1 protein-coding gene is annotated in these 16,131 nt (G+C 51.6%); it reads right to left on the reverse strand.

Annotated features, from left to right (window positions below):
• Window positions 1-23 precede the first annotated feature (23 nt).
• The gene (locus ACFSUC_RS08150; protein WP_379929050.1) at window positions 24-16,124 is read right to left on the reverse strand and encodes an amino acid adenylation domain-containing protein; all 16,101 of its coding nucleotides are present in this window, start codon (window positions 16,122-16,124) and stop codon (window positions 24-26) included.
• Window positions 16,125-16,131 lie beyond the last annotated feature (7 nt).

Below are 16,131 nucleotides of genomic sequence, written 5' to 3' on the forward strand. Positions count from 1 at the left end.
CCTTTCCGTATCAAGGTATGACATTACTTTTTCTTTTTGTTTTTCCCCAGTCTATGGGCCAACTTGTCCAGCTGCGTCTGAGAGAGCTGCTTATAATGAAAATCAGTCGCGGTGGTCTCCGTTGATTCACGCTGACAGCAATAGTCAATCAGTGCCATCAAATGGTGTTTGTAGAGCTCTGCAAACCGGATTGCCGACGTTTCATGGAATTCCTGGGGATGATAGGACATGTGAACCGTCAACTGATCGCGCACGATCATGCCATTCATCTCCAGTGGATAGCGCTTCTCCACGTTCGCCCCGATCTCCCGTCCAGTCGAGCGTTCAGAGATCGAAAATTCCGCAGAAAGCTGCTGCTGAAACTGGCCCAGATAGTTGAACAAAATATCCGGTTGCAGCTGGAAATGCAGTGGAATTTCCATATCGGTACGAGACTGCTTGGCATATTTCAAGAGCTCATAGCCCATCCCTTTGTGAGGAATTCGTCTGCGTGCATCCTTCGTTCGCTTGATCACTTCTGCTGGATCTGCAGCAAACTGCGCGACAAATGGACACATCACCGTAAACCAACCGACAGTTCTGGAAACATCCAGTTCACCGCGTATATCCTCTCTGCCGTGGCCTTCAACCTGAACCAGCACTTCTTCATGTCCCGTCCAGGATTGAACCGCCATTGCGACAGCCGCCAGCAACAAGTCCTCGGTTTTGGTACGGAAAGCTTTATGAACCTCTTGGAGCAGTTTGCCGGTATAGATTGCATCCATCGAAAATGAATGACTTTTCATCTCTCCCGCATACCTGTGTTTTACTTGGCCATCTGTCGGGAGCGGGGCAATGGCCCGATCCTCGATGGCTTTCCATTCCCTGATTTCCTTGCGTATCCGGTGATCTCTTGCCAGTTCGTTCACATGTCTTGACCAGGACAGGAAGGAGTGCGTCTTCGCTGGCAGGACAGGTCGTTCAGGGAGCTTGGCATAACCATGAGCCAAATCCTCCAGCAAGATGCGCCAGGAAACGCCATCCACGACCAGGTGATGAATGACAATCAGCAGATGATCCCCTTCTGTTGTATGAAACAACACCGCCTTTATGAGCGGACCCTTCGCAAGATCGAATGAGGACTGAATGGCATTGGCCTTTTGCACCATTTGCTGCTGCCAGTCTTCTGCCTGAACAAGATCCAGCCGTTCCAACTCAAATCCATGATGCTCCAGACCTCTGTTCCATTGCATGATCTGGTCATTATTCTTCGCAAATACCATCCGCAGCGCATCGTGATGCGCCAGCAGCAAATGGAAGGCTTCACGCAGACGATCTGCTTCCAGTTCGGTCTTGCTGTGCAGCATGACGGAATGATTATAGTGCTGAATCGCATCCCAGTCTTGCTCCAACAGACGCTGCTGAATCGGAGTCAGCACTGCCATCCCCTCTACCGCACCTTGTTCGATCTTGGAGGCACCAACTGCACATACATATTTGCTTACTTCCTGTATGATCCGGTGCAGAAATACATCGCGAACTTCCATCTTCCAACCTTCAGATCTTAATCGGGCCGAGATTTGCATCGCTTTGATAGAATCGCCGCCGAGTTCAAAAAAGCTCTGCGTGGTGCCAATCCCCTGGATGCCAAGCACCTCTTCCCAGACGTCTACCAGCATACGCTCCACTTCATTCACTGGGCTTACGATCTCTTTATCGGCCAGTCTCGTTTCCGGTTCCGGAAGCGCCCGGACATTCACCTTCCCGTTTTCATTCAGCGGCATTTTGGTCAAAAACACATAATGCACGGGCACCATGTAATCTGGAAGTTTCTGCAGCAAATACGTCCTGATTTCTTCCTGCTGCAAATGTGAGTCAGATGTGACCATATACGCACACAGGACATGCCCTTGATTTTCTTCTCTTGCCATGACGTGTGCTTGCTGGACATGGGCATACGTCAGCAAGCAGGCTTCGATTTCAGCAAGCTCGATTCGGTATCCACGAACTTTGAGTTGGTGGTCCATACGTCCCAGGTACGAAATGGTACCGTCCTCCTGCCATTTCGCCAAATCCCCGGTCCGATACCCTCTCACGCCTGCCAGCGCTGGCAGCGGGATAAAAGCTCGTGCGGTCAAGTCCTCACGGTTCAGATAGCCTCGGGCCAATCCGGCTCCAGCAATCATTAACTCACCAGGAACACCAACAGGCACCAACTGACCGTACCTGTCCACAATACAGGCCTGAACCTGTGAAATAGGTTTGCCGATGACAGGATGCTGACAGAAGGCATCCAGCTCGCTTCCCTCTATGCGATGCGCAATACAGCCAATCGTTGCTTCTGTCGGCCCATAATGGTTAATGAATTGAACGTGCGGATAAAGCCGATGGAAGGCCTGCAAATCCGCCGTTCGAATCTTCTCACCCCCAAGGACTACCGTTCGCAGAGACATCGATGCTGCCGACTCTGTTGCCGCACAATCTTGCGCATACTGAGCCAGCATATGAAACATGGACGGGGTGGTTTTGATATAGGTCAGCCCTTGAGACTGCATATATCGCCATACATATTCCGCATCCGCGTACAGATGCGGTTCCAGCAGATGCAGTTCTGCACCCGCAGCAAGAGAAGAGAACAAGGCCGTATAGCCGAGATCAAAGCTAGCCGATGACAGCAGCGCAGTTTTATCCGTATCCTGAATGGCTGCAAAGCGTTTAAACCACTGGATATAGTTCAGCAACCCTCGATGTTCAATCAGCGCGCCTTTCGGCTTGCCAGTGGTGCCGGAGGTATAAATGATATACGCAATGCCGTTTTTCTCCCTCGGGCACTCGACTGGTGTGCCCATTCCTTGAAAGGTGCGAACCGCCTGCAAATCAAAGACAGGGAAATCCTCCTTTGCCTTCGCCTGATCCCGTTCATAACCAAGCAGCATCCAGGCACCGCTGTCAGACAGCATGAACCGAATGCGGTCATCCGGAAAAGAGGGATCAATCGGGATAAATGAAAAACCGGCTTTCAGAATACCTAACAGTCCCACAATGGTCTCAGGTCGAGGTTCTGTCATGATTGCAACCGTTTCTTGACGATGAGACAGATTCGGAAGCCGCTCTCGAATGGCAAGCAGTGAGGCAGCCAACTCATTGGCCCGGGCATTCAGCTGCTGGTATGTGTAGGTGTGATCCTGGCACACAACTGCCGTTCCGTACGGCGTTAATTCGGCCTGTCGCTCAAAGAGAGAAAGAAAATCGGATTCATCTTCATTTTCACTTCCCACATCTTCATCCAGTTTGAAATCATTAAACTGCTCCACAATCTGTCTATGTTCTGCTTCAGACAGCAGCGAGAGAACGTGGATCGGTAGATGCGGATTTTGCAGCACCGTTGTCAGCAACTGGCCATAATGCCTTGCCATCCGTTCCACCGTGCTGGATTTGAACAGCGCGGTCGCAAACAGCCATTCCAGCCTCCATCCCTCTCCGGTTGACACGGCGGTCAAGGTTAGATCGAATTTGGTCTCACAACGCTGAATGTCCAGTGTCTGGATCTCGATATCCGCCATATCCAAACCGCTCATATCTTGATGCTGATAATTAAACATGACATCGAATACAGGATTGCGGCTCAGATCACGGGGCAGAGACAGCCTTTCCACCAGTCGTTCAAACGGATAATCCTGATGCTCAAAGGCATCCAGACAATGTGACTTCACCTCACTCAGAAATTCAGCAAAGGTCTGCTCGCCACTGGATTGATTGCGCAGGGCCAGCGTTTGAACAAACATCCCCATGACCGACTTCAGGTCTGTATGATTTCGGCCAGCGGTAGGCGTGCCGATGACGATGTCATCCTGACCCGCATACTTCGAGAGCAGGAGGTGATACACGGCTAGAAACAGCATGAAGGGGGTGGCTTCACAATCCCGGGTCAGGTCGCGGATTCCCGTTGCCAATTCCGGGGACAGCTCCATGGTCAGCCGCTCTCCTTCAAATTGTTGCTGCGTGGGCCTTGGAAAGTCTGTAGGAAGCTGCAGAACGGGCCGTTCACCCTGCAGACGGTTCATCCAATATGCCGCCTGGTCGTTCGTTCTGTCCTCGCTCCATTGCTCGTGGAACCAGGCAGCGTAATCTTTGTATTGAATACGGGGCTCGGCCAGCTCTACACCACGATATAGCTGATTGAACTCATCAATGAAGAGAGCCACAGAAGCCGCATCGGAAATCAGATGATGCATGTCCAGCAACAGCACATGCGCGTTTTCATCAAGTGACCCGACTGCCAATCGGATCAATGGGGCACAACCCAGATCAAAGGGTTGGATAAAGGCGTCTGCAATCGCCGGTAGTTGGGAGGCCTCAACCTGACCAAGCTGCTCGACCTGAAAATCCAGATGATCCTGAATCCGTTGATACAGCTCGCCCTCCTGCCATACAAAGGAGGTTCGGAAACTGTCATGACGCCGCACGATGTGCTGGAATACCTGCGTCAACCTCTTCACATCCAGCCTGCCGTTCAATTGAAGAACGGTGTTCATATGGTAAGCCGTATTCACCGTATTCATTTGATCCACCAGGTACAACCGTTTCTGAGCTGGTGAAGCGATATAGCTGTCCTGTACAGGCTGTACAGGAATAGGCTCATAATCTGAGTGTGCCAACGTATGGATATAGGCAGCAAGCCGGCGAATCGTCGGATGATCAAACAGGGCTCTTACCGGTATTTGTCTCTGCAATTCCTCTGTCATGCTGGCTGCCACTAGTGTTGCACGGAAGGAATGACCACCGATTTCAAAGAAATGATCGTCGAGTCCCACCCGATCCAATGACAGAGCCTCCTGCCACAACCGTGCAATCTGCTGCTCCAACCGCGTTTGAGGCGGTGTATATGCCTGCTGCGACTGATCCGATGCGGTCGGCAATGGCAGGGCATGGCGATCTACCTTTCCATTTGGTGTCAGCGGAATCGCCTCCATCGCAATCATATAGGTAGGCACCATATAATCTGGCAAAGCTTCATTCATTCGTTCCCGGAGCGGCGAAATGGCAGCAGCATCACAAACCACATACGCACACATGTAAGCTTGCTCCTGATCATCCAGTCGTGCGACAACGACGGCATCGTGTACGTCATCCTCTTTGACCATCACTTGTTCAATTTCACCGAGCTCAATCCGGTAACCTCTGATTTTCACCTGGAAGTCCAGTCTTCCCAGACATTCAAGCGTACCGTCTGCCCGCCATCTGGCAAGGTCACCTGTCCGATATAAGCGGGTGCCCGGCTGATACGGGTGTGCAATAAAGCGTTCCTCAGTCAACGCAGGCTGATTCCAGTAGCCATGCGCCAAACCATCTCCTGCAATGTAAAGCTCACCCGGCACTCCGATCGGCTGCAACTGATGATGGGCATCCAATATGTAGACCCCGGTATTGGCTATCGGTCTGCCTATATCCACCTGATTGCTTCCAGTCAGGTCACTGACGCATGACCATACCGTCGTCTCGGTCGGTCCGTACATGTTGAACATACGCAGACGGTCGAAGGCATGCAGGGAGGCCAGCAGAGATGGAGACAGAGCTTCCCCACCGACCAAAAGGTCCTGAACCTCCTGCAAGCCTGACCTCGCGTGCGAGGATCGCAGCAACATATTCAATCGTGAAGGAGTAAGCTGCAGCATGTCGACCTGATGAGAAGTCATTAGCGCGGCGATGGCATCAGGGTCCAATTGTTCCTGTTCCTGTGCCAGCACCACCTTCATGCCAGACACAAGCGGCACCCATACTTCCAGCACAAAAATATCAAAAGATATCGTAGTCAGTGCCAGCATGGTTTTATCGTTCGAAAAGTCAATCTGTTCCTTCATGGCCACAATGAAATTGTGAACAGCCCGATGGGAGATCATCACGCCCTTCGGTTTGCCCGTCGAACCAGAGGTGTAAATGACATACATCAAATCCTCGCCGTTCTGGATAGAGTCTGGATTCATTTTCGTCATCGCGATTTCTGTCAGGGCTGGCACCCACACTGGAAGTGCAGAGCATGAAAGGTCGTTGAAACAGGACGCATGGGTCAGGATCATGGATGCTTCGCTATCTGCCAGCATATATTCGATCCGCTGCTTCGGATAACTCGGATCAACCGGCAAATACGTGCCCCCTGCCTTTAAGATCGCAAGCAGCCCGACGATCATCTCTGCTGACCGGTCTAACATGATGGCCACGGTATGACCCGCCTTGAGTCCTTCCTCCTGCAGTTTCCGTGCCAGGGTGTTCGCCTTCTCATTCAACTGCCGGTAGGTAAGCGCCTGTTCGCCGCATACGACAGCCACGGCCTCTGTTGACTTTTCTGCCTGTGTCTCCACCAACTGCGAAATCGTCTGGTTTTGATCATAGATGCGTTCAGCACCTTGAAAGGAAACCAGCAGCTCATGCTCTTCTTCCGAGGTCAGCCATTGCACGTGAGACAAGGGCACCCGACTGTCAGTCAGGACAGCACACAGGATCTGCTCATAGTGACGCAGCCAGCGCTGCATGGTATCCGGATGGAACAGGCTTGTCCGATAATCCAGATGTAGCGTCAGCGACCTGTCCCAGTCCTCCGCGATGAGCGACAGATCATAGGCGGATACGCCCGGATTGATTTCCACCGGTCTGAATTGCAGATCGTCCACCTGCACGGTGCTGATCTCCATGTTCTGGAGAATGAACATCGTATCAAATAACGGATTCCGGCTCAGGTCACGCTTCACATTTAATTTCTCCACCAGCAGCTCAAATGGGTACTCCTGATGTTCAAATGCCTGGAGAACGACAGTCTGTACCTGCTTCAGAAAGTCGTTGAACGCAAGTTCCCCTGCCGGGCGGCAGCGCAGCGCCAAGGTATGAATGAAGACGCCGAGCATATCTTCCGTTTCCGGATGGGTGCGTCCCGAGACCGGTGTTCCGACAACCAGGTCCTGCTGACCGGAATAACGGTGAAGCAGAACCCCATATGCCGCAAACAAGACCATAAACAACGTGGTTTCTGTCTCTTGTGCAAATTGATGCAGTCTGGCTGTCAGTCCCTCGTCCAGCCGCAGTGAAACTCTTCCACCTTGCTTGCTGGCCTGCTGCTTTCTCTCCATGTCGACAGGCAGATTCAACAGGGGCGCAGGCTCAACAAATTGAGACAGCCAATAGTGTTCACTTTCAACAAGCTGGCTGTTTGTCAGATAGGTATGCTGCCAGGCCGCAAAATCTTTATATTGAATGGAGAGAGGGGGCAATTCCTCACCCTGATAAAGTCGCAGCAGTTCCTTGAAGATCATCGACATGGAGTAACCATCAGATATCAAGTGATGCATATCGATCAATAGCACATGCGAGACGTCTGAAAGGCGGAGCAGACGAACTTTGAACAAAGGGGCCTTCTGCAAGTCGAATGGCTGGACAAACGCCTGAATCGCTTCTTCCAGTTGGTCGGACGGACAAGGGATGACCTCCAGTTCAAATGGTTCCACTGCCTCAGGATTCAGCTTCTGCACAATCCGATCCGGCTGCCTCTCAAACGAAGTTTGAAACACCTCGTGCCGTTTCACCATTGCGATGCACGCTTCACCGAGTCTCTTCACATCCAGCGGCCCGTCAATCCTGATCTGCCCCGGAATATGGTGCACCAGACTGCTGCGGTCTTGCTGTCCTTCTTCCAACATTTCCAGTACATAGATTCTTCTTTGAGCTGCCGTCATATCATAAGCTTCCTGCTTGCCCGTACGGGGGATCGGAATAAAAGACTGCTTTTCCTGTTGCTGTACAAAAGCGGCCATTTTGCGAATGGTTCGGTGTTTGAAAATCTCGCCCAGCGGCATCTTGACGTAAAAATGCATATGCAGCCTGGAGAGTAATAAGGTCGCTTTCAATGAATTGCCGCCTGCAGCAAAAAAGTCTTCTTCTGCACAGATCCGTTCCAGCTGTAAAATCTCGCACCATAGATCATGCAGCTTCTTCTCCACTTCATTTGCAGGTGGCTGCATCACATTGTCACGATCTGGCGCCGGAAGCAACCGTTCATCCAGTATGCCATCTGAAGTCAGCGGCCAGACCGCCACCTTGATTACCGCATCAGGAACGAGAAAAGAAGGTAACGTCCGCAACAAATCATCTGGTATAGGGGCCTGCAAGCCGGTATGCGAATCGATAGGCAAACCGGGGTGTAATGCAGGGCTGGATAATTGAGCATCAGCAGCTTCTGAAGGTATATAGGCGATCAGACGATCTGACCTCTGATCGCTATCTGTGTGAGCTACGACGCGGCACACGGATACACCGGTCAGCTCCTGAATTCGATTTTCCAGCTCGTTCAGGTAAATGAGTCGTCCCTGGCGATTAACGGTTCGATCAGTCTCTCCGAGCTTCAAAAGAGATCCCTCTACCGTACAGATTGCCCTCGTCCCGGTTGCGGTCCACTCGCGAATCTCGGCAGCTGTGGCCGTATTGCCACGCACATCATGATCTGGACTGTCGGAAGGAACTTTCACATACAACTGTCCAATCGTACCCAGTGGTGCAGGCTGCATGTGGGTATGACGAACGCTGAAGGTTTGCCTGCCTGTCTGCTCCGTATTTGCTTGCTGGACACTTGCCTGCTCTGCACTTGTTTGCTGGGCACTTGCCTGCTTCCATATTTGTTGCAGTCGCTCTTCTTGCCAATCCGGTACAATCGACAGCTCGCTCACCTGTATGTCAGGCTGCCGGATCAGCATGTGAAGCAAGTATTCAAATCCCTGTACCCATATGTTCATGGTCTCTGGAGAAACCAGATCCACCTGATAATCGAAATCGAGCCAGACCTCAGATTGAGCTTCCGTCACATTCAGGAAGATCGCATAGGGCAGGTATTGAACCGGATAAGGCACAATCTCGGTCTCTAGTTCTGTGAAGTTCAGTGATCGAACCGGTCGATCCATATTGAACATGACAGGAAGGTCAGGCAGAGACTTTCCATCTAGCTGCCATGCCAAACTGGCCATCGTGCAAGTCTGGATACTCTCCAGGCTCCGCATCGTTTCACGGACTTTTCCCGCATAATCTGCAAAGGTATCCTCTTCCTTTATCTTGGTGCAGAAAGGAAGCACATGCACACAGCTGCCCGTGAGCAGAGGAGCATCCATATGCGCTTGACCTGCTGTCGGAATACCGATGACCAACTTTTGCTGATCGGCAAGGCGGTACAGCCATATTTTGAAAATCGTGAGCATGGTGACAAACACACTGTTTTGCAGCTTGATGCTGAGTGTACGCAGTGCCTTTATCTGATCTTCACTTAGATATAGGGTATGTCTGGCCGCGCGAGCGGAAGGCTCCTGCTTCCAAACGGGGGCTGGAAGCTGAAGCATAGGCCACTCTTCCTGAAGCAGCAGGGCATGGTTTTCAACTGCTTCTTGCACGCGATCAGCCTGATTCTCTTCTTCCAGCCACTGCACATACCGACGAAAGGGCACGGATTCCGGGAGAGCTGGTTTCATTCCCGCACATAAAGCCGAGTAAATGGCAGCCAGCTCTTGAAGACAGGTCGCGATGGACCAGCCGTCCATCAGCAGGTGATGAAAGGTCAATACGAGCACAGCCTGTTCTTCCGATTGCTTCACTAGTGAAATTCGGTACAATACCTGCTCCGCAGTCAGATCAAATACCTGCTCTGCATCCTTTCTCAGCCATTCATTCAGTTTCTCTTGTTCATTGCCTGAATCAGACACACGCCCATCCAGCACCTGCAAGGATGCGTTCACCGTTGTTAGGATGCGTTGCTGCTGACCATCGGCATGGATAACCGTTCGAAGTGATTCATGTCGATCAATGAGCAACTGCAAGGCTTCAGATAGTACCGGAACCCGCAAATGTCCACGCAGCTTCAACATGACGGACTGATTCAATGCCGCAGAAGCTTCACGATTCGCAGAAGAAGCGATCCACATTTGCTGCTGCTCCGAGGTTAATGCAAATGTCGATGTCGTCTCAGCTTCGGACTGCACAGGATAACGGTCTTCCGACTGTACGATCACTGGATCACGGTCATTGGAATTGTCTACAAAGGCAGACTTGTTCTTCTGTGTCTCCCACCCTTCCGGGGGAGCGGGCAATCCTTGCCCTTCCGGGGGGGCGGGCGAAAATCGCCCTTCCGGGGGTACAGGCAAAAATCCGCCTCTGCGCAAGTCTGCAACGGTCTCTTTTACTTTGGAAATGATTTCTCTGATATCTGCTTCTGTATGGGCGGTGGACAGGAAGCAATTGCGGCCTTCCCAAATGTAAATGCCCTTATGTATGAGATGGTAGAAAAAGAGCTCGATATCTCCGAACGAGACGAATCGGAACAAAGAGCCAAAATGAACCATATGGATCGGAACGGCTTCTTCTTTAAAATATGTATTTAACGTTTTCACCAGCAGGGCGGTACGATCATGAAGGAGGGCGTAAAGCTCCGGCCCCTGCTGTTCAATCTGATCCAGGACGGCCAGTACGACGCGCATCGTTAAAGGGTGTGTACAGAACGTACCGCCCACAAACGTCTTACGAGAGGCTTCTCGTGGATAGGAATCATCCCCAAACTGCCAGGTTCCCCCGTCGATCGGATTCATAAAGTTCGATTTGCCTGCCACGATCCCGATCGGCATCCCGCCACCGATGACCTTGCCGTATATAGCGAGATCGGCCTCGATGCCAAACCATTCCTGTGCGCCTCCCGCAGCGATGCGGAAGCCGGTGATGACCTCGTCAAAGATCAAGGCCGCGCCGCTGCCTGCCGTAATATCTCTCAATTGCTGCAAGAAAGCCTTCGGTTGCAAGTCCGGTCTTCGACTCTGTACGGTCTCCACCATCACCGCCGCAAGTTCATGTGCCTGATCCTGGATGATCCGGATCGAATCAGGCTGATTATAAGGCAGGACAATCAGATCCTGCATATACGTCCCGGGGATACCCGGTGCCATCGGATAAGCTTCGTCTGACCTTTCAGGGTGGGAGACCCCGAGCACGCCATCGAACGTACCATGGTAGGAGCCGGAGAAGATCACCACTTTTGATCGACCAGTTGCTGCCCTCGCCAATCGCATCGCCACCATGACCGCTTCCGTACCGGAATTGTAGAATGCCACTCTGTCCATCCCGGTCAGTCTGCTAATTCGTTCTGCCGCTTCCCCTGCCAATTCAGACATCGGGCCTAATGGCGGTAAATCCCGATCTGCATGGTCTTTGTATACGTTGCGAAGCCATTGCGGATGGTGGCCAAAAGCATACACACCAAAACCCATTGTCAGATCAATATACGCATTCCCGTCCACATCCCACATTTTGGAACCAGCAGATTGCTGAGCTACGATGGGATACACGATCTCTTTCCAATAGGAGCGAAAGCCGGAAACATGGCGATTGTTCGCATGGACGAAGCGCGTTTCGTCCGCAGCGATCTTCGAAGCCTTCGTCCGTTCATTATATTGATGGATAAACGATTGCAAATACGCACGCTGTCTCGAATCCAGGCCACTCTCTTCCTCAATCAGAATCGGCTGATACGGAATAAAAGGCTTGGACGTGTCTGAAACCTCTGGTGCAGTTGCGGAAACGGCTTCCTTGGTTGCAGCGTGCTCCAGTGTGCTCACAAGCGCTGCATATCCCGCTTCAGACCGGATCGAAGGAGCAAAAGCGTTCTCGACCGCTTGTGTCTGCACACGCTCCCCCTGCCTCGACATGAGCGCCAGCTGCTGCTGCAGCACTTGGGAAAATTGCTGCTGCTGGTCATTCATCAAGGCGAGCTGTTGCAGCATCACCTGTTCCATACCGGTCGGAGAGACCCCTGAATCCGAAGCCGTGTGACCAGAGGATGGTGGCTTTGCGCCAGTTTCCGCAGAAAAGGAATTCTGTTCTGAATGCGTATTTATTCCATCATGACCGCTATGTACACGCAACCGTTCAGGAGAAGCCGTCTCCTGAATATAGACAGCCAGTTTTTCCATCGTCGTGAAAGAGTCGAAGAATCGTTCCATCGCCAGTTCCACCTCATACTGCTCCATCACTTCTTTTCTCACCTGAATGAGCATGATCGAATCCAAACCCATTTCCAGAAAATGAACATGCGCCTGTACCTGATCAGGCTCCAAGCCTGATGCACGAACAATCATCTCCTGCAAGCGAGACATGATGGTTGTATGTGGATGCTCCTCAGACTCAGGCTGAATCCGTGTCTGGGCCTGCTCGGCTGCAGTTTCATCCTCTATCTCCACCCAGCATCTCTTTCTCGCAAAGGGATAGAGGGGAAGCGGAACGCGGTGCACAGCTTCACCTGACGCGTACAGCTTATTCCATTCAGCCTGTCCGCCCTGTACAAACCAAACGGCCAACTGTTGAAGTACTTCATGATCTAACACGCCCTGTTGCGCCACTTCAGTCAGAAGGGCATTCATTTGCATGCCAATGTGATGAAGCTGTTCCTCGGTCACCTGACCAGCCTTTTGAACTGACGCTTCATTGGGAACCACCTCACAGGCTCCGCTGTATATCCCCGTTCCCGTTCTGTGCCCGTCTGACAGGGCCTCCAGCTTCTGAATCCAGTCTTCACGGTTCTGGACGATCAGCGCAACGCGATGCGGCATCTGTCTGCGTCCGGTATGCAGCGTGTAACAAATATCCCGCAGACTCAGATCGGTGCGTAAGGCCACTTCCTTCCGGTAGGCCTCAATCAATTGAACCATGGCCTCTTCATTTTTGGCCTGCAAGGTAAATAAATACGGAGATCCAGCTGGATGTCCATCTGATGAAGACGCTGACTGGTGTAGCTGCGGTTTATATTCCTCCAGCACCACGTGCACATTCGTTCCGCTGAAACCAAACGAGCTGACACCGCATCGAGCAGGATGAGGCGAAGGATCAAATTCCACCGCTTCCGTCTGGATGTAAAACGGAGAATTCTCAAATGAAATATGGGAACTCGGGCGCGTAAAGTGAAGGAGTGGCGGATGCTTTTTGTGCTTCATCATGAGCAGCGATTTGATGACGCTGGCCATACCCGCAGCCTCAAACAAATGTCCAATATTGGGCTTTACAGAACCGATCGCACAAAATTGCTTGTTGCTGGTATAGGTCTCAAAGGCTTTGCGCAGCCCTTCAATTTCAACGGGATCACCGAGCTTGGTACCTGTCCCGTGGGCCTCGATAAACGTGAGCGTTTCAGGATGAATATCGGCATCCTTCCAGGCCGATCGAATGACTTCTGCCTGAGCCACCGGATTGGGTGCCGTCATGCCGATGGTCGCGCCATCCTGGTTCATGGCCGAGCCCTTGATGATGCCATATATAAAGTCACCGTCCGCTTCCGCCTGTTTCAGCGGCTTCAGCAAAATGGCAGCGACGCCTTCTCCGATTCCGGTTCCATCGGCCTGCTCATCAAACGTTCTCGTCAATCCATCCTCCGATTCCATATCCAGCCCGAGCGGAATCGGCAGCAGCGATGTCCGGATGCCGCCTGCCAATGCCACGTCACAGTCTCCGCTCTGAATACCCTTGCAAGCCAGATGAATCGCAGCAAGCGAGGAGGAACAAGCCGTGTCTACCGTCACAGCCGGCCCTTTTAAGTCCAGGAAATAGGCGATCCGACTCGCAAGAACGGAAGGAAGATTGCCAACAGCATAATGACTGAGCTTATCCGGTTGACAGGAAGCCATCCAGCGCTCATAGTCATATCCCACCTTCGAATACCCGACATACACACCTGTTTTGCTGCCCCGCATATTCTCACCTGCATAGCCTGCATCTTCCATGGTATGCCAAGCGGTTTGCAGAAACAGACGCTGATTGGGGTCCATCCAGGCTGCTTCTTTCGGTGTCAGCTTAAAAAAAGCAGGATCGAAGGTATCAATTTCCGATAAATAGCCGCCTGCTCGAAATGGGGCAGGTGGCTGCTGCCCGTTCATCCGTTTCCAATATGCCAGCGCATCCTGCTTTCTCATCGGGCCGAATTCACCAATCTGGCAAAGGCCATTCTCCAATATCGTCCAGAACTCCTCCATCGTAGAAGCGCCGGGAAACTGCAAGGACACACCGATGATCGCGATGTCCTTGTAAGCATCCTCTGTGTCCTTTCTGCTTTGCCTGAAAACCGGGGTTGTGGACACATTCATCGCGCGATCCTGCTCGGCATCCAGATGGGCAGCCAACTGAGCGATAGAAGGATAGGCAAATAAATCGGCAACCGAAATCCGCACACCGAATTGCTGTTCAATCTGATCCGCCATTTGATTCAGTTGCAAGGAATTGGCTCCCATATCAAAATAGCTTTCATGAATCGGCAAACGGTCTCGATTCATGACCCGGCTGCACAGATCATGCAGCATTTGCGTCGTATGCCCCCATGCGCCAGATGCAGTAGTCTGTGTATGGACATGCATAGAACCCTGCTCGAACTGCGGTGGTTGCAGCGCTTTCAGATCATGCAATAAGGTTGTAAATTCTCCCCTCTCATATTGACTGGCTAATTTGTACCGTTGCACCTTGCCGCTCGTCGTTTTCGGCATTTGCCTGATCGGGACGATGTCTGTGACTTCCCATCCCCCTCGCTGATTCAGATGCTTTCTGAGTGAGCGAACGAGCGGAGCAAACTTCTCCAGCTTTTTCTTGGTCACAACAAATACGACGATCCCTGCCTGTCCATTAGAGGCCTGATGTACACCGCATGCCGCTACACGGCCAAGCTCCACACCTTCCAGCTCTTCCGCCACCCGCTCGATATCGTGAGGATACACATTTTGCCCGTTCACAAAAATGAGGTCTTTCGCTCTTCCCGTGACGACCAGTTCCCCGTTGCGCATGAATCCGAGATCACCCGTTCTAGTCCAGCCATCCGTTGTCTTCAGATTGGCTGTGGCTTCCTCATTTTGATAATAGCCGCTGGTGACGTTTTTCCCTTTGATATGGATATGACCGATGCAGTTATCAGCCAGTCCATCCTCTTCATCGTTGCAGATCCTCACTTCACAATCCGGAATCGCAGGACCCACTACAACAAAAGATAAGCAGTCGGGATGATCCGGCTGTACCTCCCTGATCTGCTCACCGACACTCAATTGCGTCCGATCGACATAGAGCGTAACGAAATCCTGATCAGGTTTTGGAATGGCTACACCAACCGAAGCCTCCGCCAATCCGTAAACGGTCAGCATGGCTGTACGCTTCAGTCCATACGGAGCCAATTTCTGCAAGAATGCATCACAGATTTCAGTCGATATCGGTTCTGCTCCATTGTAAATGACACGAATCGCGTCCAGATCCCAGTTTCTCGCTTTCTGCTCTTTGAAGAACGAAAGAAAATATTTGTACCCGAAATTTGGAGAGGACAGAATGGTGCTACGATGCTCGCTTGCTTTCTTCATCCATAACACAGGTTGTCGAATAAATAAGGAGGTCGGCATGATGGCCTGATCGATGCCCAATACCAGTGGCGTCAAGTGACAGGCGATGAGACCCATGTCGTGTGTGAGAGGCATCCAGGATAAAAAGGAATCGTTGTCGGTCATCTCTGTACTCGCTGCTATGGCGAGTGTATTGGAGATGAGATTTGCATGCGTGAGGACGACCCCTTTTGGGTCACCGGTTGAACCGGAGGAAAATTGAATAAAAGCGATGTCATCCGGTTGAGGCTGATGCAGGTTTGCTTCTATCGTGGATATCGGAAGGTCTGAGTTGATGATTATCGTGCGGTCCATCATATTGGCAAATGCCTGTTCTTGATCCTGTTTGAGTGAAAACTTCTGGAGGTCAGACAGCGTCTGTTCTGAGGTTAATAAAAGGGGGTTTTGAAGTGCGTTCCATATTTGCAGCACTTTTAACTTATGTTCGACATGACCGCCAATACTGACCGGTACAGGGATGAGTCCTCCTAACATGCACGCCCAGAAGGCCGTCAGGAAGGATTCCGGTTCTTCAAGCTGAAAGACGATCTCCTGACCTGGCGTTGCACCCTTTGCCTGAAGATGTTTTAAGTCTTCGATGGCTTGTATGTATAATTGCTCATACGTGATACACGTTTCTTTCTCGTCAGATTCGATCAATCTGATCCCCTTGTCCCGCTGCGATCTTCGCTGCAAATAAACATCGTACAAGGTTTGAAATGATTGGATACACATATCGTTC

Origin of the sequence: Marinicrinis sediminis (assembly GCF_042685085.1) — a bacterium.
In the GTDB taxonomy this organism is placed as follows: Bacteria; Bacillota; Bacilli; order Paenibacillales; family KCTC-33676; genus Marinicrinis; species Marinicrinis sediminis.